Here is a 21,800-nt window from a genome sequence, read left to right as displayed (position 1 = left end):
GCCGAGGCCGCACCGCATCGCGGCGCCGGGACCGGCGTGCCGGTCCCGGCCGCGGCCCAAGATCCGACCGGGCCGCGGCTAGTCGAAGCCGCGGTTGCGCGCGTGGATGCTGACCACCAGCCCGATCGCGATGAGGTGGGCGACGGTGGCGGTACCGCCGTAGGACACGAAGGGCAGCGGCAGGCCGGTCACCGGCGCGACCCCGAGGGTCATCCCGATGTTGACGAAGCTCTGGAAGGCGAACCAGGTGGCCACACCGACGCAGACGAGCCGCCCGTAGGGATGGGAGCACCCTGCGGCGATCCGCAGGATGCGCTGGATGATCAGCGCCAGCAGCCCGATGATCGTCAGCCCGCCGATGAACCCGAGCTCCTCGGCGGCCACCGTGAAGATGAAGTCGGTGTGCTGCTCGGGCACGAACCGACCGCTGGTCTGCTCACCCTGGAACAGCCCGGTGCCGTTGAACCCGCCGGATCCGATGGCGATCATCGCCTGGTTGGAGTTGTACCCGGCGCCCTGCGGGTCGGCGCTGGGATCGATCATGGTGGCCACCCGGTCCAGCTGGTAGGGCTGGAGCAGCTCGAACCACCACACGCTGAACGCGGCCAGCGTGCCGCACCCCAGCATCCCCACGACCCAGCGCAGCGGTGCCCCCGACACCGTGAGCATGCCCAGGAAAATGGCCCCCATGACCAGCCCGGTTCCCAGGTCGGGCTGGAGCGTGATGAGGGCCATGGGAATGGCCAGCGCGACCAGGCTGAAGAGCACGTCGCGGGTGGTGGGGGCGTGCTCTCCGTCGCGGGGCTCGCCGAGCAGCATGGCCAGGGCGAGGATCAGCCCCACCTTGGCCAGCTCGCTGGGCTGGGCCTGGACCCCGGCGACGACGATCCACCCCCGGGAACCGTTGATGGTCTGGCCCAGCGGGGTGAGGACCACCAGCAGGCCGATCAGCGAGCACACGTAGGCGATCGGCGCGTACGCGCGCGGCGCCCGGTAGTCGACCGCGGCCACCAGCAGGCACAGCACCGTTCCCACGGCCAGGTGGACGAGTTGGCGCTCGACGTAGCCCAACGCCCCCGACGGGTCGCGCGGGTCGTAGGTCGACGCGCCGACCAGGACCACGCCGAGCGCGGACAGCCCCAGCACGGCCGCCAGCAGGACCCAGTCGAAGCGCCGCGGCCGACCCGCGGCGATGAGGCCGCCGACCCGTTCGCCCAGTGTGGTGCGGGGCAGGTGGGGGCTGGTGTAGGGCATCATCGCGCCTCACCCCGCTCCCGGCCGATGGCGGACACCCCTGCTCGTGCGCCGATCATCCGCTCCCCCTCCGGTTCCTCCGCCCTGCGCGGCCGCCCGCCCATCTCTCCCCGGCCGCCTACTCGCCCGCGGCGACGACGGTGCCGTCGGGACGGATCTCGGGCAGGTCCGACGGGGGTTTGCCGCCGGGCAGCGCGGGGTCGACCGGCTTCACGTCCTCCTCGCCTTCCTCCCCCGGTTCCGCGGCGTCGTCCGAGGGGACGAAGCCGTAGATACCCTCGTAGATCTCCCGGACGATGGGGGCGGACGTGGTGCCGCCGGTGCCGCCCTGGGAGACGAGGACCGCCACCGCGAACCGCGGGTCGTCGGCAGGCGCATAGGAGGCGAACCACGACGACGTCTTCTTGCCGACGATGGTGGCCGAACCGGTCTTGCCCGCGATGGACACCTGGCCCTGCGGGAATCCGTCGAAGGCACCGCGCCCCGTGCCCTCCTTGGGCACCTGGGTGAGCGCCTTTTGCAGGTAGGCCAGGGTCTCGTCGTCCAAGTCGAGCTTGCCCAGCTCCTTCGGCGGGATCTCCTCGACCTGCTTGCCGTCGGCGGAGACGAACGCCTTGCCCACCCGCGGCTCGTACAGGGTGCCGCCGTTGGCGATGGCGGCATAGGCATTGGCCAGCTGCAGCGGGGTGACCAGCACGTCGCCCTGGCCGATGGAGAAGTTCACCGCCTCGCCCGCGTTCCACTCGAAGCCGGTCTCGCAGTGCTCCCGGGCGAGCTTCTCCAGGTAGGCACGGTGCGAGCCGTCCTCGACCTCCGGGTATCCCTTCTCGGCCCGCTTGCAGTTCTGCTCCCGGGTGGACTCCCAGAACTCGCGCTTCCACTGCCGGTCGGGAATGCGGCCGCTGCTCTCGTTGGGCAGGTCGATCCCGGTGGGCGCGCCGAACCCGAAGCTCTTGGCCATGTTCGACATGACCTCCTGGGGGTTCTTGGACGGGTTCTTGCCTCCGTCCTCCCGCCACATGTCGTAGCCGAACTTGTAGAAGACGGTGTTGCAGGAGACCACGATGGCCTTGTGCAGGCTGACGCTGCCGTGGCCGGCGCCCTCGTAGTTCTGGAAGGACCTGTTGCCCACGTTGATGGAGCCCGGGCAGGCATACGTTCCGTTCAGCGGCGACCCGTTCTTCACCGCGGCGGCCAGCGAGGAAACCTTGAAGGTCGAGCCGGGCGGGTACTGCCCCTGCAGCGCCCGCGAGATCAGCGGCTCCCCCGCGTCCTTGCTGAGCATCTCGTCGTAGGTCTCCTGGTCGATGCCGCCGTTCCACACCTCGGGGTCGTAGGTGGGCACGCTCGCCATGGCGATCACCCCACCGGTGCGGACGTCGAGCACCACGGCCGCAGCGGAATCGGCCACATAGCCTTTGCCGAGGCCGCGAGCGCGCTTCATCCCCCGCTCCAGTGCCTTCTCCGTGATGGCCTGGACGCGCTCGTCCAGATGCGTCACCAGGTGCATGCCGGGCTCGGGCGCCTTCTCCTCCAGCACACCGATGACCTGGCCCTTGTTGTTGACGCCGAGCGTGCGGACCCCCGCGGTGCCGCGCAGCCGGTCGTCGTACATCGCCTCCAGGCCGTCGCGGCCCACATGGTCGATACCGCTGAACTGGACGCGCAGCTCCTCGCGCGCCTCAAGCTCCTCCTGGGTGACCGGCTGCAGGTAGCCGAGCGTCTGGGAGGCGCGCTCCCCGTTGGGGTACTCGCGGACGGCGTGCTGCTGCGCCGAGATGCCGGGGAAGTCCTCCTGGCGCTCCAGGATCTGCAGCGCCTTCTTCGGGTCGACGTCCTCGACCAGCGTCACCGGCTGGTAGGGCGACCCGGGCCAGCAGGGCCGACTCACCTCGGGGCCGCACAGCCGGATGCGCTGCAGCACCTCGTCCTCCGGCACCCCGAGTACCCGGGCGACCTTGCGCAGCACGCCCTCGCCGTTGTCGTCCTGGGCCATCACGGCGTGATAGTCGGCGGAGACGACGAGCTCGGTCCGGTTGCGCACCAGGGAGCGCCCCGCGGCGTCCAGGATCTGACCGCGGGTGGCGGGGACGATGAGCTGCTGGGCGTGGTTGGCCACCGCGAGGTCGCGGTAGTGGGCGTTCATCGGCACCTGCAGGTACCACATCCGCCCGGCCAGCACCGCGAACAGGGTGTAGACGAGCAGCTGGGCGAGGAGCAGCGGGATCCGGCCGGGCGGGCGCCGGTGCCCGAGCCCCGACGGGGGCTCCCACTTCCACGGCTTCCAGCGTCGTCTCATCGGCGCAGACTCCCCGCCGCCCACGGTGCGCCCGCCACGGAGCCGAAGTCGTCACGGGACAGGTAGCGCATGATCTTCCCCACCGGGTGGAGCACCAGCGGGCTCACCAGCATGGTCACCACCACGCTGAGCAGGATGGTCCAGGAGGCGCCGCCGAGCGAGAAGCGGGGGTCGCCGATCACGAGCCCGATGAGCGCGAACCCCGTGGCCACCCCGAAAGCCGCCAGTGCGGCCACCGAGTAGGAGCGCATCCCGAAGGTCGGCGCCCATCCGGCCAGGTACCCGGCCAGGCACAGGACCAGCGCGTAGCGGCCCACCTCGTGGTCGGCCGGTGGCAGCACGTCCATCGCCAGGCCCGCCGTGAACCCGACGAACGCGCCGGTCATCGGGGTGGAGGCGAGCGCGACCGCGGTCACGGTCAGTACCACCAGGTCCGGCCCCACCCCCCAGGGCAGCGGCAGCCGGTTCACCACCGCGGCCTGCGCCAGCACCGCCGTCACCAGTAGAACCGTCGTCACCACCGGTTTCATCGCACCTCCCCCGATCCGACCGCCCCCGGGACCCGCGCCGCCCGGCCGGCTCGTGCGTCGGTGACGCGCCGCTGCTCCGGCGCCGGCGGCAGCACCGAGTCGCGGGGGTCCCGCTCCGGGCCGGCGACCACCACCCCGACGATGTCCAAGGCGCCGATGTCCGCGGCCGGGTCGACCTCGGCCACCCGGCTGAGCGCACCGGGGGTGTCGCGCACTTTGGCGACCGTCCCGATGGGCACACCCGGGACGAACGGCATGCCGTCGTGCGAGCCCAGGGTCACGATCCTGTCCCCCTCCCGGACCTGCGCGTCGGCGTCCATCAGCTCGAATCTCAGCGGAACGCTGTCCCCGATGGTCCGCGATCCGCCCTCGGCCACACCGATCCGTTCCGATCCCTCCAACCGGGCGCCGACGGCCGAGGAGGCGTCGGTGATCAGCAGGACCGTCGCGGTGTCCGCTTCGGCGCGGGTGACCCGGCCGACCAGCCCGTCACCGTTGAGCACGGTCATGTCGGCGTGGACGCCGTCGCGGGTTCCGGCGTCGATGGTGACCGTGGAGGACAGGCCGCGCGACGTCACGCGGGTCACCGCCTGGGCGGGGACGATCTCGTACCCGCCCAGACCGGACAGGCCGAGCAGTCGCTCCAGTTCCCCGGCGCGGCCCTCGTCCCGGCTCCGGTCCTCCAGTGCGGCCGCCAGCTCCCTGTTCTCCGCCTCCAGTTCGGCGATCCGTTCTCGGGCACCCGGCGCGGCGGTGAGCGCGGCGTAGGCCCCCTTGACCGGTCGAGCGACGGCGGAGACGCCGGCGGCGACGGGCGAGAAGGCGGCGTCGCCCGCAGCGCGGGCCGCCGCCGTGACGGGATTGTCGCTGTTCTTGGAGTCCAGGATGATCAGGGCGAGGGCGATGGCGAGGAGGAGGGCAAGCCGCGACCGTGAGGTGCCGCGTCCCACCCTTACCGCCGCCGTTCCGGAACGAGCACCTGGTTGAGGCGCTCGTAGTTCTCCACGCAGGTGCCCGAGCCGATGGCCACGGAGTCGAGGGCGTTCTCCGCGAGGTGGATGGGCATCCCGGTCTCGTGCCGCAGACGGTCGTCCAGCCCCCGCAGCAGTGCACCGCCCCCGGCCACGGCGATCCCGCGGTCCATGATGTCGCCGGACAGCTCGGGCGGGCACTTGTCGAGTGAGGTACGCACCGCGTCGATGATCGAGGTCACCGGCTCCTCGATGGCCTGGCGGATCTCGGCGGCCGAGAGCACCACGGTCTTGGGCAGCCCGCTGATGAGGTCGCGGCCGCGGACCTCGGCATGCAACTCCTCGGTCCCGGTCGGGTAGGCCGATCCGATGGCGAGCTTGATCTCCTCGGCCGTGCGCTCCCCGATCATCAGGGAGTGCTCCTTCTTGACGAAGGTCATGATGGCCTCGTCCAGCTCGTCGCCGCCGACGCGGATCGACTGCGAGGTCACGATGCCGCCCATGGAGATGACCGCGACCTCGGTGGTGCCGCCGCCGATGTCGACCACCATGTTTCCGGTCGGCTCGTGTACGGGTAGCCCCGCGCCGATGGCGGCGGCCATGGGCTCCTCGATGATGTACACGCGGCGCGCACCGGCCTGGTAACCGGCCTCCTTGACGGCCCGGTGCTCCACTGAGGTGATCCCGCTCGGCACGGCCACAATCACGCGCGGCTTGGCGAAATGCCGTCTGCGGTGGATCTTCTGAATGAAATAGCGCAGCATGCGCTCGGTGATCTCGAAGTCGGCAATGACGCCGTCCTTCAGCGGCCGGACCGCCGTGATGTTACTGGGTGTCCGGCCGATCATCTGTTTCGCCTCGATGCCGACCGCGACGATCTTCCCCGTCGAGGTGTTCAGCGCGACGACCGAGGGCTCGTTCAGCACGATGCCTCGTCCGCGCACGTACACCAGGGTGTTCGCGGTCCCGAGGTCGACCGCCATGTCACGGCCGAGAAAGGCGAGATTGTTGGTCATGAATCGTCCTCAGCGGCACCAAAACAGGTGCTGCACCCATGGGGCGGTCAATACGGTCTCGTTCCTCGCGGAAGCGGATTCAGTACCCGTATCGTAACGCTCGGCACTTCGATGGTTACGTAAACACACCGAAATCAAGGGGCTGTCGAGGACAGAAAATGCCTGGCCACAGCCCGGCAAGAGGCAAAAGCGCCGGGCTGCGCCCGGCGCGCGGTTCCCCGCCGTCGGAAACGATCAGGCGGCCAGGTCGGGGAAGAACAGCTTGATCTCGCGCTCGGCCGAGTAGGTGGAGTCGGATCCGTGCACGATGTTCTGCTGCACCTCCAGCGCGAAGTCGCCGCGGATGGTGCCGGGGCCCGCCGCGACGGGGTCGGTGGCACCGGCCAGCGCGCGGAAGGCCTCCACCGCGCGTTCGCCCTCCACCACCATGGCGACGAGCGGGCCGCCGGTGATGAACTCGACGAGGGAGTCGAAGAAGGGGCGCTCCGCGTGCTCCTCGTAGTGCGTCTTGGCGATGTCGGGCGTCAGTGTGCGCAGGTCCATCGCGATGATCCTGAGGCCACGGCGCTCGATGCGGCTGATGACCTCGCCGATGATGTTGCGACGCACACCATCGGGCTTGATCAGGACTAGGGTGCGCTCCACGGTGCCACTCTCCTCGACTGCTAGCTGATGATCGGCGGGGTTCGGCGGCGGAACACGACGCGCCCGGAACCTGGGGGAAGAGCAGCGGTGACCGCCGACCCGGCCATCCGTAACCCTATCGCCTCAGCAACCCAATCCGAGGCGGAACCGCAGAGGGTGCCAGGGATTCGGAGGAGAGCACATCGACGGCATGCCGGGTGATGGGATCATCCCCACCCGTTCGCGGTGGCGGCGCCTCCGCTCGCTCGAACGCCATCGCGACGGCACCCCCACCCGCGCTCCGGCTCCTCACTCACTCCACCGCCGAAACCACTCGGCCTCCGGCACCGGCATCGGCGCCTCCGCTCGCTCGAACGCCATCGCGTCGGCACCCCCACCCGCGCTCCGGCTCCTCACTCACTCCACCGCCGAAACCACTCGGCCTCCGGCACCGGCATCGGCGCCTCCGCTCGCTCGAACGCCATCGCGTCGGCACCCCCACCCGCGCTCCGGCTCCTCACTCACTCCACCGCCGAAACTACTCGGCCTCCGGCACCGGCATCGGCGCCTCCGCTCGCTCGAACGCCATCGCGACGGCACCCCCACCCGCGCTCCGGCTCCTCACTCACTCCACCGCCGAAACTACTCGGCCTCCGGCACCGGCATCGGCGCCTCCGCTCGCTCGAACGCCATCGCGTCGGTCTTCCTACCGAGGATCACGCCTGCGATCCACAGTCCCACGAAGATGACGCCCAGAACGGCGAGCCCCGGAACGAGGAAACCGCTGGCGAGGAAGGCCGCCTGGAGCACGCAGGCCGCGTAGAACCCCCAGCGGAACCGCTGCAGGGCGGCGAGTACCAGCGCCGCGGCGGCCAGACCGCCCCACACGCCGCCGGCCAGCGCCGGGGGGTACCCGCCGAGGTTGATGGCCACCGGGATGGCCAGGCCGATGACGATGACCTCGAAGGCGAGCACGACCGAGCAGATCGTCCGCATGTCCTACTGTCCCCCCTTGACCAGGTGAATGGCGTCCCCGGCGGTGACCACGGAGCCGGTGACCAGGACACCGGTACCGCCGAACTCCCCGGTCTCCTCCGCCAGCGTGACCCCCATGTCGATGGCGTCGTCCAGCCGCTGGGCCACATGCACCCGCTCCGCACCGAAGATCGGCTCCGCGATCTCCCGGAGCCGATCGGGGCTCAGGCTGCGCGGCGAGGAGTTCCGGGTGACCACGACCTCCGCGAGCAGCGGCTCCAGCGGCTCCAGGATGCCTTCGACGTCTTTGTCCGCCATGATCGCCACGACGCCCACGAGCCGACTGAAGCCGAAGGCCTCCTCCAGGGTGGCCGCCGACGCCGCCATCCCCGCGGGGTTGTGCGCGGCGTCCACCAGCACGGTGGGGCTGGTCCGCACGATCTCCAGGCGCCCCGGGGAGTCGACCCCGGCAAGCGCGGTGGCGACCAGTTCCGGATCCAGGCCGTCGTCGCCCTCGCCGGGCGCGGCGAACGCCTCGACGGCCGCGATGGCCGTGGCGGCGTTCCCCGCCTGGAAGGAGCCGAACAGCGGCAGGAACACGCCCTCGTAGCCGCCGCGCAGCCCCTTGACCGAGAGCTGCTGGCCGCCGACCGCGATCTCGCGGTGCAGGACGCCGAACTCCATGCCTTCGCGGGCCACCTGGGCACCGGTTTCGGCCGCGCGGCGCAGCAGGACCTCGGCGGCCGGAAGCTGCTGCTGCGCCAGGACCACGACCGAGCCGGGCTTGATGATGCCGGCCTTCTCCTCGGCGATGCCCTCGACGCTGTCGGGAAGATACTCGGTGTGGTCGATGGCGATGGGGGTGACCACGGCCACGTCGGCGTCGATCACGTTGGTGGCGTCCCAGCTGCCTCCCATGCCGACCTCGACGACGGCCACGTCCACCGGGGTGTCCGCGAACACGGCGTAGGCCATGGCGGTCAGCACCTCGAAGAAGGACAGCGGCACGTCGGAGCCCGCGTCGACCATGTCGACGTAGGGGCGGATGTCGTCATAGGCGGCGACGAACCGCTCCTCGGAGACGGGCTCCCCGTCGATGACGATCCGCTCCCGCATCGTGCGCAGGTGCGGGCTGGTGTAGCGGCCGACCCGAAGCTGGCGCTCGCGCAGCAGCGCGTCGATCATCCGCGCGGTGGACGTCTTGCCGTTGGTCCCCGTCAGGTGGATCGAGCGGTAGGCGCGCTGGGGCTCGCCGAGGAGGTCGAGGAGGGCCCGGACGCGGTCGGTCGACGGGTCGATGTCGGTCTCGACCCGGCGGGCGGTGATCTCGGCGACGACCTGGGTGTAGCGCTCGTGGGCGCCCTTGTCACTCACGACGGGAGATGGGTCGGGGTATGCACGTCCTTCAGCCTACTCATCCGCGGACCCGGTCGGGTACCGGCACCACGCGGCCCCGGCGCTGGTGGGGGCCGGTGCGCTGCGGTCGGGCGGACCCGCCGGGTGATGTAGTACTGGGGGCATGTCGAGTTTCGAGACCTTCTTCGCCGAGTGGCGCCTGAAGCGCCCGGGCTACCGCCGCAGCCTGTCCCGCGCCCTGGACCTGCGGCGGGAGCTGGACATCGCGGAACCGCCGGTGCTGGGGGTCGTCGGGTCCAAGGGCAAGGGGACGACCGCCACCTACGCGTCGGCGTGCCTGGCCGCGGCGGGGTTGAACGTGGTGACGGTCACGGGCCCTAGTTTCCGGAGCCATCGTGAGCGGGTCCGGTTCAACGGGGTCGCGATCGACGAGGCGGGGCTGGCGGAGATCGCCGCGCGCATCGAGAAGGCCCGGGAGCGGATCGGTCCTCCGTCGGACGACGGCTACCTCTCGCCGAACACGCTGTTCATGACCGCCGGCCTGCTGGAGGCGGAGCGACGCGGCGCCGACGTCTGCGTGGTGGAGGCGGGGATCGGCGGCTACCGGGATGAGCTGCGGCTGCTGGAGCCGGCCGTGGTCGCGATGGCCAAGGTGTTCGCCGAGCACGTCGGCCTGATCGGTGACACCGTGGCCGAGATCGCCCGGGAGAAGGCGCGGGTGGCCGGGGAGCGTACGGTGGCGTTCGTCCGGCTGACACAGACCGGCGAGGTGGCGGAGGTGGTCGACGCCACCGTGGCCGAGGTGACCGCGGACCGGGTCCGACCCGAGGTGGTGCACCCCGGGTCGGGGCGGGGGCCGTCGCCGGACGTGCTCCCGCCGGGGCTGTCCGCGGCTTCGGCGGAGCTGGGGTGCGCGGCGGCGCACCGGATGCTGGCGGTACTGGGCCGCGCGCCCGCCTCCCCCGAGCGGCTGCACCGGGTGCTGTCCTCGCTGCGGCTGCCCGCACGGCTGTCGCGGCACACGGTGGGCGGGACCGAGGTGCTGATCGACTCGGCGATCAACCGGGCCGGGATCCGGGTGGCGCTGGAGCACGCCCGGGGGATCTGGCCGCGTGTCGACCACGCGCTGATCTGCTTCCCCGACCACAAGGATGTCGACGGCGCGATCGCGGAGCTCGGCGACATTCCGGTGACCTTCGCACGCCTGCCCGACGAGCACCTGCGCTTCGAACACGAGATCCCGGCCGCGTGGCGGGTGGTGGAAGCCGAGGACCTGGCACCCGCGGACATCGCGGGCATGGGCGAGCACGTGCTGGTGCTGGGGACGGTGTACTTCACCGGACGGGCCCTGGACGTGATCGACGCGGAGACGGAACGGCTGTTCACCGCCTGAGGGAGGCGCGGACACGCGGCGGCCCGCGCCCCTGCCCGGGCGCGGGCCGCTCGTCCGTCGGGCCGTAGGTCGGCCTCTACCGGCCGGGCTTGTAGCGCGGCTGGCTCTGCGGGTTGAACTCGTCATAGGTGACCTTCTCGGCCGGCCTGAGCCGCCGGTCGTCCACCTTCAGGACGTCGAACCCCCGGGTCATGTCGTTGGAGTAGATGTAGCCGTTGTAGTAGTAGGCCGACCAGCTGCCACCGCCCACGAGCCGGTTCTCGTCGATCGGGCCGCGGTCGAAGTAGCCGATCTCCCTGGCGTTCGCCGGGTCGTTGAGGTCGATGATCGAGACACCGCCCTGGTACCAGGCCTGGACGAAGAAGTCCTGGCCGGGCACCGGGATCAGCGAGCCGTTGTGCGCCACGCAGTTCTCGGTCGCGGACTGGTGCCGGGGCAGCTTGTAGTAGCCCTCGAAATCGAGCTTTCCGTTCTTGAGGGTGTAGATGGCGTTGGCGCCGCGCTCCGGGCCGATCCGCTCGTTGCAGGTGGCCGCTCCGCCGCCGCCGAGTTCGTCGGTGAACAGGACGGTCTTGGCGTCGTTGCTGAAGGTCGCCGAGTGCCAGAACGCGAAGTTGGTGTCGCGCACCTGCTCGGTCACCACGGGGTTGACCGGGTCGCTGATGTCCATCAGGATGCCGTCGCCCATGCAGGCGCCCGCCGCGATGTCCTTCTCCGGGTAGGCGGTGATGTCGTGGCAGCCCTCGGTCGGACGCAGCAGACCGGGCTGGTCGTGGTTGCCGCCGTCCGGGAACAGCACGGGCTCGGCCACGACCTTGGCCGAGGCGGGGTCGTGCGTATCGACCTCGATGATCGAGATCTTGTCGTGCGGCGGCTGGCAGTTCGGGAACCGTTCGGAGGGAGCGTAGGACGAGACGTAGATGTAGTCCGTCCGGCCGTCCTTACCGGGGACCAGGGTGTTGGTGTGCGATCCGCAGTCGGTCCGGATGGCCGCGACGTACCGAGGCGCCGTCTTGTCGGAGATGTCGAAGATGCGGATGCCCTCGAAGGCCGTCGGGTCCGCCGGCGTGCTGGACGCGGCGCCGCACTCCTCACTCCTCCGCGGGTAGTCGACCGAGAAGTACAGCAGGTCGCCGCTGACGGTGACATCGCCCTGGCCGCCCTCGCACAGGACCTTGCTGACGATCTGGGGGGATTCGGGGGTGGAGATGTCGTAGATGACGAAGCCGTCGTAGTTTCCGGAGATCGCGTAGTCGCCGGTGAACGCGAGGTCGGAGTTGGTGTTGGTGACCGGGGACGGCTTGGGGACGTTGGCCACGTGGGTCACGTTGTCGCTGGTGACGACGTCGTCGGCGGGGCTGTCCGCTGCCGCTGGAGCGACGGCCGTGCCCAGGACCAGGGACGCGGCGCCGACGAAGGTGAGGAGACGGTGTCCGGTTCGTGGCCCGACGCGTCTTCTCTTGGACAGTGTGGGGGATGTGGGCATCTGGACTCCTTCTTCCGATGCACGCCGAAACGATAGAAAACTACATACATCTCCGGCATGTTGTACAGACTCGCCGTGTCGCATTACGAAGTCTGGACGATTTGCCACCCTTGACCGGTGTAAGACCCCCTTCGCCGTTACCTGTGGCCAACCGTCCAGATACTGGACAAATCGCCCCGCGGGCGAGTAGAAACACCGGGACGGCGGCTGCGGCCGCCCGACAGGCAGGACGACCGCCGGCGGCCGCGCCCCCGGCACCGAGGAGAGAATGGAGCCGTCCGTGCGGAGTTGGATACTGGCGGCGGGTGCCGCCGTGGTACTCGCGGGGGCGGCTGCCTGCTCCGGGGACGGCGGCGGGTCCGACGGCCCGCCCGCACTGGACCCCGGCGCGCCGGGCGACTCCCCCACTCCCGCCTCAGAGGAGCGGATCGCCGCGGCAGCCGAGGAGGTCGGGCACAACGAGGCCGACGTCGACTTCCTGCTGCGGATGATCGAACACCACAGCCAGGCCCTGGAGATGTCCGACCTCGCCGAGGACCGGGCCGACAACGAGGCGATCACCGCCATCGCCGACCGCATCGCCGCCGCGCAGGGTGCGGAGATCGATGTCATGCAGGGCTGGCTGGAGGAGCACGTCTACGGTCCCGCCCGCGAGAACCCCAACCACCGCAACTACTGCGGCGTCGACGGTGCCAAGGGCGGCGACGGGGGCGGCTCGGGCGCGCACCACGGCGGCGACGTCACCTGCCCCACCGACCTCGACCACTCCTCGATGCCGGGCATGGCCACCGAGGCGCAGATGAAGGAACTGCGCCAGGCGGAGGGGGCGGAGTTCGACGAACTGTTCGCCGAGCTCATGATCGCCCACCACCAGGGCGGGGTCGACATGGCCGAGGACGTCGTGATCGATGGCAAGGACACGACCGTCCTCAAGATCGCCAACGACGTGATCTCCGAGCAGAACGCCGAGATCAAGCGGATCCGCGCGGCCCTCGCGACCTGACCCTTCCCGCCCGGTCCCCCACCGCCCCGACGCTGGGCCGGGGATAGCGCCCCCGTCCCGTCACGGACCCGTTCGGTGTCCCGCGTTCGACGGAGGATCAGGGGCGGAGGGACCGGGGGCGGCGCCTAAGCGCTCTTCTCCTCGCGCTCCGGTCCGGCGTCGGCGCGGGGGACGATGGTCGGGTTCACGTGTTCCAGGACGGCTTCGCGGGTGATGATCACCTGGCCGACGTCCTCGCGGCTGGGCACCTCGTACATCACCGAGAGCAGCACCTCCTCGATGATGGCCCGCAGGCCCCGGGCTCCGGTGCCGCGGATGATGCCCTGTTCGGCGATGGCGTCGAGGGCGTCGTCGGTGAACTCCAGCTCCACGTTGTCGAGCTCGAACAGTCGCTGGTACTGCTTGACCAGGGCGTTGCGCGGCTCGGTGAGGATGCGGATGAGGGCGGCGCGGTCGAGGTTGTGCACGCTGGTGATGACCGGAAGCCGACCCACGAACTCCGGGATCATCCCGAACTTCAGCAGGTCCTCGGGCATGACCTCGGCGAAGTGGTCGTCGGACTCCTCGACCTTGGGGCGGATCACGGCGTTGAAGCCCATGCCCTGGCGGCCGACCCGCGACTCGATGATCTTCTCCAGGCCGGCGAACGCGCCGCCGCAGATGAAGAGCACGTTCGTGGTGTCGATCTGGATGAACTCCTGGTGCGGGTGCTTGCGCCCGCCCTGGGGCGGCACGCTCGCCGTGGTGCCCTCAAGGATCTTCAGCAGCGCCTGCTGCACGCCCTCGCCGGAGACGTCGCGGGTGATCGACGGGTTCTCGCTCTTGCGGGCGACCTTGTCGACCTCGTCGATGTAGATGATCCCGGTCTCGGCCTTCTTGACGTCGTAGTCGGCCGCCTGGATGAGCTTGAGCAGGATGTTCTCGACGTCCTCGCCGACGTACCCGGCCTCGGTGAGCGCGGTGGCGTCGGCGATCGCGAAGGGGACGTTGAGGATCTTGGCCAGCGTCTGCGCGAGGAGGGTCTTGCCCGATCCGGTGGGGCCCAGGAGCAGGATGTTGGACTTGGCGATCTCCACATCCTCCTCGCGCGGGCGGTCGCCCTCGGAGCGGACGCGCTTGTAATGGTTGTAGACCGCGACCGACAGCGCCTTCTTGGCCTGTTCCTGGCCGATCACATACGAATCGAGGAACTCGTAGATCTCCCGTGGCTTGGGCAGGCTGTCCCAGGTGAGCTCGGTGGCGTCGGCGAGTTCCTCTTCGATGATCTCATTGCACAGATCAATGCATTCATCGCAGATGTAAACGCCGGGGCCGGCAATGAGCTTCTTCACCTGCTTCTGGCTCTTGCCACAGAACGAGCACTTCAGCAGGTCTCCACCGTCGCCGATGCGTGCCACCCAGCTTCTCCTTAAAACGTAGGCCGCCCCGCCATCTCCTCCGCCCGCTGTACGGCGGAGCGCGTATCGCGCTCCCGGCGTATGCCACGCGGATGGCGTGCCCTGTAGTAAAGCAAGCTACCGCTTTTGCAGGATATGCGCTCCCGGCCGAGCGGTGGACGGGGCGATCTGTATCGCTCTTGTCGAGACTAGGCGAAGAAGTGGACCGGCTTCACCACTCGGTGTCCGACCGGCGTCGTTCCACCGGTCCACGTCGACGTTCCAGGCCCGTGAGTCGACCCTACTTCAGGGAGGTCTTGCGGTACGGGAGGACGAAGTCGACGATCCCGTACTCCTTGGCTTCCTCCGCCGTGAGGATCTTGTCCCGCTCGATGTCGCGGGAGATCTGCTCCTTGGAGCGGTCGGTGTGCCGCGCGAGCGTGCTCTCCAGCTGCTCACGGATCCGCATGATCTCGTTGGCCTGGATCTCGATGTCACTGGCCGGCCCGAAGGTGCCCTCGGTCGCGGGCTGGTGGATCAGGATCCGCGCGTTGGGCAGGCAGCCCCGCTTGCCCTTGGTGCCGCCGGCGAGCAGCACCGCGGCGGCCGAGGCGGCCTGGCCGATGCACACCGTCTGCACGTCGGGGCGGACGAACTGCATCGTGTCGTAGATGGCCATCAGCGCCGTGAACGACCCGCCCGGCGAGTTGATGTACATCTGGATGTCACGCTCGCCGTCGATCTGCTCCAGAGTGAGCAGCTGAGCCATGATGTCGTTGGCCGAGGTGTCGTCGATCTGCACCCCGACGAAGATGATCCGCTCCTCGAAGAGCTTGTTGTACGGATTCATCTCCTTGACGCCGTACGACGTGCGCTCGACGTACGACGGCAGCACGTAGCGGCTCTGCGGGCCCGCCGGGGCCATGCCACCGGCCGGGCTGAGGTTGTACTCGCTCATGTTCGGGCCTTCCCAAAAGCGCCTATCCACTGGACTCACCTGGACTCACCGATCAACGGGACTGCGTCGTACCGGTCACGTCGAGGGTGCCCTCCAGCACCTCGTCGATGAACCCGTACTCCTTGGCCTCCTGGGCGGTGAACCAGCGGTCCCGGTCCGCGTCCTTCTCGATCTGCTCCTGGGTCTGCCCGGTGTGCAGCGAGATGCGCTCCAGGAACATCTTCTTGATGTAGAGCAGCTGGTCGGCCAGGATCCGGATGTCGGAGGCGGTGCCCCCGATGCCACCGGACGGCTGGTGCATCATGACGCGGGTGTGCGGCAGCGCGTAGCGCTTGCCCGGGGCACCGGCGCACAGCAGCATCTGGCCCATCGAAGCGGCCATCCCCATGCCCACCGTGCGGACGTCGTTGGGGATGTACTGCATGACGTCGTAAATCGCCATGCCGGCGTAAACCGATCCGCCCGGTGAATTGATGTAAAGCGTGATGTCCTTGTGGCGGTCCTCGGCGGACAGCAGTAGAAGCTCACCCACGATGCGGTTCGCGATCTCGTCGTCGACCTGCTGGCCGAGGAAGATGATGCGCTCACGCAGCAGGCGCTGGGACGTCTGCTCGAACATCGGGGGAAGCGGCGACTCGGGCGTACGGGCGTCGATTCGCATGGACTCATTGAAGGTCGGCGGCACTCTCGTCACCTGCTCCGGATTCGAAACGGTTGCGACGCTTGCGACACTAACGCGGTTCGGACGCCCGCTCGCACGGATCTCTTCCCTGTTCGCTTTGAGCGCAGGTGCGGACCGCGCCGGGCCGGGCTTTGCGGCCCAGAGCGAACGAGCCCCGCTCCCCACCCGTGAGGATGGGGAGCGGGGCTCGCCGGTGCACCACCGCACCGGACCGGCCCTCGGGGCCGGTCCGGTGCGGCTGGGCGACTACTTGTCGCTCTGCTTCCCGGCCTGCTCGGCCTCGGCCGCGGGGGCCTCCTCGGCCGCCGCCTCAGCGGAGCCCTCGGCGTCCTCGGAGACCTCGGAGACCTCGGAGACCTCGGCCGCACGCTCCTGCTCGACGACGTTGCCGGACTCGTCGGTGATCTTGGCCTTCTCCAGGACCAGGTCCATGGCCTTGGCGCGGACCACCTCGGTGTAGGCGACGCGGATCTGGTTGGACTCGACCAGGTGCTGGGCCAGCTGGTCCGGCGAGACACCCATGCGCTGGGCCTGCTCCACGACGTAGGAGCTCAGCTCGTTGTTGTCGGCGGAGAGCTCCTCCTGGAGCGCGAGCTGGTCGAGGATGAAGCCGGCCTTGACGGCGGAGGTGGCGCCCTTGGTGAGCTCCTCCTCGAACTCCTCCTCGGTCTGCTCCTGGGACTCCAGGTAGGACTCCTTGGTCAGCCCGCCCTGCGCGAGCTGGGCCTCCAGGCTCTCGCGGCGGCGGTTGACCTCGTCCTCGATGATCGAGTCGGGCAGCGGGATGTCGATCGAGTCGACCAGCTTCTCCAGCGCGCGGTCGCGGCCCTGGGAGAGCTGCTGCAGGCGGCGGTTCTGCTCCAGGCGCGTCCGGACATCGGCGCGCAGCTCCTCGATCGTGTCGAACTCGCTCGCCAGCTGGGCGAACTCGTCGTCGAGCTCCGGGAGCTCCTTGACCTTGACGCTGTGCACGGTGACGGTGACGTCGGCGTCCTTGCCCTCGTACTCGCCGCCGACCAGCTTGGTGGCGAACGTCGCGGACCCGCCCTCGGACAGGCCCTGGATGGCCTCGTCGAGGCCGTCGAGCATGGTGTTGGTGCCGACCTCGTAGGACAGGCCGCTGGCCTGGACGTCGTCGAGCTTCTCGCCGTCGATGGCGGCGGACAGGTCGATGGAGACGTGGTCGCCGGACTCGGCCGGGCGGTCCACACCGACGAGGGTGGAGAAGCGCTCCCGCAGGTTGGACAGCTGGTCTTCGACCTGCTCGTCGGTGACGGCGGCGTCGTCGACGGTGACCTCGATGCCCTCGTAGTCGGTCACCTCGAACTTCGGCCGGACGTCGACCTCGGCGGTGAAGGCGATCTCCTCGTTGTCCTCCAGCTTGGTGACCTCCACCTCGGGCTGGCCGAGAGCGAAGATCTCCTCCTTCTGGATGGCCTCGTTGTAGAGCTCGGGAACGGCGTGGTTCACCGCCTCGCTGATCACCGCTCCGCGCCCGACGTAACGGTCGATCAGCCGCGCAGGTGCCTTGCCCGGGCGGAAGCCCTTGATGCGGACCTGCTTGGCGAGCGACTTGTAGGTCACGTCGAAGGCATGCTCAAGTTCCTCGAAGGGAACCTCGATGGTCAGCTTGACCCGGGTCGGGCTGAGCTCCTCGACATCGGTCTTCACGGGGCGGTACTCCTAGATATCCGGCTTGTTTTCCGGGACGACCCGGCTCGAACAGGCACGCTGTCGTGCGGCCACTGGGACCAACCCGTGCGCACGGGGAGCGGACTCCACTGCTGCCCTCCGGCCACGGTACGGCATACGCCGAAGACCGTGGGCTGCGGAAGCCGCCCGGTGGGACCTGCCGAGAGGCGGGGTCTTCGTTCGCGGTTCTTAAAGTGAGCTGATCACGCCAAGTCTAGGGCAGGCGCACAGGAGCTCACAGCAGCCGGACGCGGGCCGCCGATCCGCCGTGAGCCGATTTCTCGTCGGGGTGGCGGGATTCGAACCCGCGGCCTCATGCTCCCAAAGCATGCGCGCTAACCAAGCTGCGCTACACCCCGTTGACTCGCGCCTGTACCCGTCGGATGCGACGAATGGTACGAGCATCCCCACGGAGACGGTAATGTTGTCCCCGTCGGCTCCACGAGTCTAGAGGAAACTCTGACGAGCTGACGCCATGCGGGCGTAGTTCAATGGTAGAACTCCAGCCTTCCAAGCTGGTCGTGCGGGTTCGATTCCCGTCGCCCGCTCCGCATCGCTTCGGGCCAGGCCTACCGGGACGTTCCGGTGCGCCTGGCCCGTCGCCGTTCACGTCCGTCGTCGCAGCGGTCCGTCCCCACTCGGCCCGCGTGTGTGCCGAGGGACGGGCCGGGCGCCGGAATACCGGAGCCGCGAGGTACGTTGACGATGCGGGCGCCGTCGGCACGGCGGCCCGACAAGGTCGTTCGCGCCGGTTGCGAAAGTTGAGTCGATGTCGAGTCCCGATCCGCTGTTCGTGCGTGTGCCCGGACTGGTGGCGCGCTGGTTTCGCGAACCCGTCACCGGAAACGGGAGCGGGAACGGCGACGCCCGCGGGAACGGGGGCGAAGGCGCGGGAACGCCGCCCGCCGTGGTGACCGGAGTCTTCGACGTCCTGCACGTCGGGCACGTGCGCTTTCTTACGGCGATCCGCGACCGCGGCCTGCCCCTGGTGGTGGGCGTCGAGGACGACGCGCGCGTCCGCGCCTGGAAGGGCCCGGGTCGGCCGGTCAACCCCGATACCGAGCGCGCCGAGATGCTCTCCGCGCTCGCCTGCGTCGACGGTGTGTTCGTCATCTCCGGCCCTCCGGAGACCGCCGACTGGGAGACCTACGCCGACCTGCTGCGCCCCCTGGCCCCTGCCGCGCTGGCGTTCACCGCAGGCGACACCTACACCGACGCCAAGCGGCGCGGCGCCGCGGCACTGGGGGCCGAGGCCTGGGAGCTGCCACTGACCCCGGGCCGGTCGACCACGGCCGCGCTCGGCCGCCTGGCACGCTCCCTGTAGCGGCCGGTCCGTGCCCCGCCGCCGCGCGGGAAGCAGGAGATCACCGGCGGCGTTGACCCTGAGTGCGGCCCAACAGCCGCCGGTCAGCGAGCTGGAAGGGTGGCGATCGGGGATGATGACGGGTGGCCCGCCTCTGTACCGGACCCTGGTCAACGACGGCAGCGCTACCCGGAGCCGGCTGCCTCCGGGGATCGTCCGGCGGATCAGCTCCTACGCCCGCCCGCACTGGCGGGCGATCCTGTTCTTCCTGGCCACGACCTCGGTCAGCGCCGCCATCGTGGTCGCCAACCCGCTGCTGCTCAAGACCATCATCGACCACGGCGTCGCCCCGGGGAACACCGGGCTGGTGACCTGGCTGGCGCTGGCGGTGGCCGCGCTCGCCCTGCTGGAGGCCGCACTGGGGCTGACGTCGCGCTGGCTGTCCTCGCGCATCGGCGAGGGCGTCATCTACATGCTGCGCACCGAGGTCTTCACGCACGTCCAGCGGATGCCGCTGGCGTTCTTCACCCGCACCCAGACCGGATCCCTGATCAGCAGGCTCAACACCGACGTCGTGGGAGCCCAGCGCGCCATCACCTCGGTGCTGCAGTCGGTGGTCTCGAACCTGATCAGCACGGTCGCCGTCGTCGCCACCATGCTGGTGCTGTCCTGGCAGATCACGCTGCTGGCGCTGCTGCTCATCCCGCTGTTCGTGCTTCCGGCCAAGCTGATCGGCCGCCGGGTCGCGGCGATCTCCCGCGACGGCATGAACCTGAACGCCGAGATGAGCTCGCTGATGACCGAGCGCTTCAATGTCGGCGGCGCCATGCTGGTGAAACTGTACGGCCGCCCGGAGGAGGAGTCGGCGGGGTTCGCCGTCCAGGCGGGGCGGGTGCGCGACATCGGGGTCTCCCAGGCGGTGCTCGGCGGCCTGCTGTTCACCCTGATCGGCCTGATCACCGCGCTGGCGACGGCCGTGGTCTACGGTGTCGGCGGGAACCTGGTCATCGACGGCGCCTTCGAACTGGGCACCCTGGTGGCGATGACGACCCTGCTGGCGCGGCTGTACGCACCGGTCACGGCCCTGTCCAATGTGCACGTCGAGGTCATGACCGCGCTGGTGAGCTTCGACCGGGTGTTCGAGATCCTCGACCTGAAGCCGATGATCGGGGAGCGCCCGGACGCCGCCGACCTGCCCCCTGGCCCGCTGCGCGTCGAGTTCGACGGGGTGTCGTTCCACTACCCGAACGCCGAGCAGTCCTCGCTGGCGTCGCTGGAGCTGACGCCCCAGGCCGAGAGCATGGGCGACACCCAGGTGCTCAGCGACGTGTCGTTCACCGCCGAGGCCGGGCAGCTGGTCGCCCTGGTCGGCCCGTCCGGCGCCGGCAAGACCACCCTGACCCACCTCGTCTCCCGGCTGTACGACCCTGTGCGGGGCGCGGTCCGCATCGGCGGGGTGGACCTGCGCGAGGCGCGCTTCGCGTCGCTGCGCGACGCCGTGGGCGTGGTCACCCAGGACGCCCAGCTCTTCCACGACACCGTGGGGGCCAACCTGCGCTACGCCCGCCCGGACGCCACCGACGAGGAGCTGGCCGAGGTGCTGCGCGCGGCCCAGCTCGGCCGCCTGCTGGAGACGCTGCCCGACGGTCTGGACACGATGGTCGGCGACCGCGGGTACCGGCTGTCCGGCGGTGAGAAGCAGCGGCTGGCCATCGCCCGGCTGCTGCTGAAGGCGCCGGCGGTGGTGGTGCTGGACGAGGCCACCGCGCACCTGGACTCCGAATCCGAGGCGGCGGTGCAGAAGGCCCTGCGCACCGCCCTGACGGGCCGGACCTCGCTGGTGATCGCGCACCGCCTGGCGACCGTCCGGGAGGCCGACCTGATCCTGGTCCTGGAAGACGGCCGGATCCTGGAACGCGGCACCCACGAGCAGCTGCTCGGCCGCGGCGGCCTGTACACGGCCCTGTACCGCACCCAGTTCGCCTCCCAGGAGAAGTCCCGGGCGTAGGGACCGCACCCGCCCCCTCCTCGGTGACCATGCGTTCGGCGGGATCGATCGGACGTCATCGACGCCTTGCGCCATGGCCACCGGGAAGGGCCGGGATCGATCCGCGCCGCCCCCGACCGCGAGATGCAGATCACGCATTATTGCGCTTGGAGAAAGTTTGCAGTTGGTGCAAGATTATCCTCGTTGATGCGGGAGACCCGGGAGGAGGCACCGGTGGGGCTGCGCGAGCGGAAGAAGCGGGCGACGCGGCGGGCGCTGCAGCGTGCCGCGGTCGAGCTGGCGATCGACCGCGGGGTCGAGCGCGTCACGGTCGACGACATCGCCGCGGCCGCCGACGTCTCCACGCGCACCTTCTTCAACTACTTCGCCACCAAGGAGGACGCGCTCGTCGGCGACGGGCCGCCCTCCCCCGGAGCGGACGCTCGGCGGGTGTTCGTCGACGGAGGGCCCACCGGCGACCTGGTCGACGACCTCCAGGCCTTCCTCCTCTCACCGATCCTCGATGACGAGGAGGACCTGCCCCTGCTCGAAGACCTGCGTCGGCGCAAGGCCCTCATCGAGCGGGAACCCCAGCTCATCCCCCGAGTCATGGCCACCTTCCACGCCATGGAGCAGGGGGTGGCCGAATCCTGCGCCGCCCGCTTCGGCGACGACCCCGACGACCTGCGGCCGCAGCTCCTGGCGACCGTGGGCACGGCGGCGGTCCGCTTCGTGATGAAGCGGGCGACCTGGTCCGGCCAGGAGGGGCCGCAGAACGTCCGCGCGATCTCGGACGAGGCCTTCTCCGTCCTCCGGCATGCCCTGGCCGACCAGGGCTCGGCCCGCCGGGGGCCCTGACCCCCGCCCGTCGAAGGCCGACCGAAGACGATCCATC

General features: G+C 69.8%; 18 protein-coding genes and 2 tRNA genes. 6 read left to right on the top strand and 14 right to left on the bottom strand.

The genetic code is table 11. The annotated features are described in order from the left end of the window. Nucleotides 1-78: 78 nt before the first annotated feature. The 8 genes from rodA to HNR23_RS04585 all read right to left on the bottom strand — a co-directional run bounded on the left by rodA (nt 79) and on the right by HNR23_RS04585 (nt 9,043). Complete coding sequence (rodA, locus tag HNR23_RS04620) at nt 79-1,257, bottom strand: rod shape-determining protein RodA (RefSeq protein WP_184073821.1); 1,179 nt, start codon at nt 1,255-1,257, stop codon at nt 79-81. A gap of 115 nt (nt 1,258-1,372) precedes the next feature. Continuing rightward, nucleotides 1,373-3,553 carry a penicillin-binding protein 2 gene (gene mrdA / locus HNR23_RS04615; protein ID WP_184073819.1) on the bottom strand — a complete coding sequence of 727 codons (2,181 nt, stop codon included), beginning with the start codon at nt 3,551-3,553 and terminating at the stop codon, nt 1,373-1,375. Further along, on the bottom strand, nt 3,550-4,071 hold the full coding sequence (mreD, locus tag HNR23_RS04610) for a rod shape-determining protein MreD (protein ID WP_343070420.1): 522 nt from the start codon (nt 4,069-4,071) through the stop codon (nt 3,550-3,552). The genes mrdA and mreD overlap by 4 nt, the downstream gene beginning before the upstream one ends. Nucleotides 4,072-4,079: 8 nt before the next feature. Next, complete coding sequence (gene mreC / locus HNR23_RS04605) at nt 4,080-5,033, bottom strand: rod shape-determining protein MreC (protein ID WP_184073815.1); 954 nt, start codon at nt 5,031-5,033, stop codon at nt 4,080-4,082. A 2-nt stretch (nt 5,034-5,035) separates the two neighbouring features. Then, nucleotides 5,036-6,070 carry a rod shape-determining protein gene (locus tag HNR23_RS04600; protein WP_184073813.1) on the bottom strand — a complete coding sequence of 345 codons (1,035 nt, stop codon included), beginning with the start codon at nt 6,068-6,070 and terminating at the stop codon, nt 5,036-5,038. A 234-nt stretch (nt 6,071-6,304) separates the two neighbouring features. Beyond that, on the bottom strand, nt 6,305-6,715 hold the full coding sequence (ndk, locus tag HNR23_RS04595; protein ID WP_184073811.1) for a nucleoside-diphosphate kinase: 411 nt from the start codon (nt 6,713-6,715) through the stop codon (nt 6,305-6,307). Between the two features lie 621 nt (nt 6,716-7,336). Continuing rightward, complete coding sequence (locus tag HNR23_RS04590; RefSeq protein ID WP_184073809.1) at nt 7,337-7,690, bottom strand: DUF4233 domain-containing protein; 354 nt, start codon at nt 7,688-7,690, stop codon at nt 7,337-7,339. A gap of 3 nt (nt 7,691-7,693) precedes the next feature. Beyond that, complete coding sequence (locus HNR23_RS04585) at nt 7,694-9,043, bottom strand: glutamate ligase domain-containing protein (protein WP_184073807.1); 1,350 nt, start codon at nt 9,041-9,043, stop codon at nt 7,694-7,696. Between the two features lie 145 nt (nt 9,044-9,188). Between HNR23_RS04585 and HNR23_RS04580 the strand changes: the two genes are divergently transcribed. Beyond that, nucleotides 9,189-10,418, top strand: coding sequence for a folylpolyglutamate synthase/dihydrofolate synthase family protein (locus HNR23_RS04580; protein ID WP_184073805.1), 1,230 nt, complete (start codon nt 9,189-9,191; stop codon nt 10,416-10,418). 76 nt (nt 10,419-10,494) lie between these two features. Here the strand turns inward: HNR23_RS04580 and HNR23_RS04575 are convergent, their stop codons facing one another. Continuing rightward, on the bottom strand, nt 10,495-11,904 hold the full coding sequence (locus HNR23_RS04575; RefSeq protein ID WP_184073803.1) for an LVIVD repeat-containing protein: 1,410 nt from the start codon (nt 11,902-11,904) through the stop codon (nt 10,495-10,497). Nucleotides 11,905-12,184: 280 nt separating this feature from the next. Here HNR23_RS04575 and HNR23_RS04570 point away from each other — a divergent pair, with 280 nt between their 5' ends. Further along, complete coding sequence (locus HNR23_RS04570) at nt 12,185-12,907, top strand: DUF305 domain-containing protein (protein ID WP_184073801.1); 723 nt, start codon at nt 12,185-12,187, stop codon at nt 12,905-12,907. Nucleotides 12,908-13,032: 125 nt separating this feature from the next. Here HNR23_RS04570 and clpX read toward each other — a convergent pair whose 3' ends face one another. The 5 genes from clpX to HNR23_RS04545 form a co-directional block, all read right to left on the bottom strand. Beyond that, the gene (gene clpX, locus HNR23_RS04565; RefSeq protein ID WP_184073799.1) at nt 13,033-14,304 is read right to left on the bottom strand and encodes an ATP-dependent Clp protease ATP-binding subunit ClpX; all 1,272 of its coding nucleotides are present in this window, start codon (nt 14,302-14,304) and stop codon (nt 13,033-13,035) included. A gap of 280 nt (nt 14,305-14,584) precedes the next feature. Continuing rightward, nucleotides 14,585-15,241, bottom strand: a complete 657-nt coding sequence (locus tag HNR23_RS04560) for an ATP-dependent Clp protease proteolytic subunit (RefSeq protein WP_184073797.1) — start codon at nt 15,239-15,241, stop codon at nt 14,585-14,587. Nucleotides 15,242-15,293: 52 nt separating this feature from the next. Continuing rightward, a complete protein-coding gene (locus HNR23_RS04555; protein WP_184079881.1) occupies nt 15,294-15,860 on the bottom strand; it encodes a ClpP family protease in 567 nt (188 codons plus the stop codon). A 309-nt stretch (nt 15,861-16,169) separates the two neighbouring features. Then, nucleotides 16,170-17,594 (bottom strand): trigger factor, encoded by a 1,425-nt coding sequence (tig, locus tag HNR23_RS04550; RefSeq protein ID WP_184073795.1) that lies wholly within the window; start codon nt 17,592-17,594, stop codon nt 16,170-16,172. 305 nt (nt 17,595-17,899) lie between these two features. After that, nucleotides 17,900-17,974: transfer RNA gene (locus HNR23_RS04545), tRNA-Pro, on the bottom strand. A gap of 118 nt (nt 17,975-18,092) precedes the next feature. Here HNR23_RS04545 and HNR23_RS04540 point away from each other — a divergent pair. The 4 genes from HNR23_RS04540 to HNR23_RS04525 all read left to right on the top strand — a co-directional run bounded on the left by HNR23_RS04540 (nt 18,093) and on the right by HNR23_RS04525 (nt 21,763). Beyond that, a tRNA-Gly gene (locus tag HNR23_RS04540) sits at nt 18,093-18,163 on the top strand. A 221-nt stretch (nt 18,164-18,384) separates the two neighbouring features. Beyond that, nucleotides 18,385-18,939, top strand: a complete 555-nt coding sequence (locus tag HNR23_RS04535) for an adenylyltransferase/cytidyltransferase family protein (protein WP_184073793.1) — start codon at nt 18,385-18,387, stop codon at nt 18,937-18,939. 115 nt (nt 18,940-19,054) lie between these two features. Then, nucleotides 19,055-20,926 carry an ABC transporter ATP-binding protein gene (locus HNR23_RS04530; protein WP_184079879.1) on the top strand — a complete coding sequence of 624 codons (1,872 nt, stop codon included), beginning with the start codon at nt 19,055-19,057 and terminating at the stop codon, nt 20,924-20,926. A 186-nt stretch (nt 20,927-21,112) separates the two neighbouring features. After that, nucleotides 21,113-21,763 (top strand): TetR/AcrR family transcriptional regulator, encoded by a 651-nt coding sequence (locus HNR23_RS04525; protein ID WP_221308029.1) that lies wholly within the window; start codon nt 21,113-21,115, stop codon nt 21,761-21,763. Nucleotides 21,764-21,800 lie beyond the last annotated feature (37 nt).

The organism is Nocardiopsis mwathae (assembly GCF_014201195.1).
Taxonomy (GTDB): domain Bacteria; phylum Actinomycetota; class Actinomycetes; order Streptosporangiales; family Streptosporangiaceae; genus Nocardiopsis_C; species Nocardiopsis_C mwathae.
The sequence above is the reverse complement of the archived record's forward strand: the minus strand, read 5'-3'. Positions and strand labels throughout refer to the sequence as shown.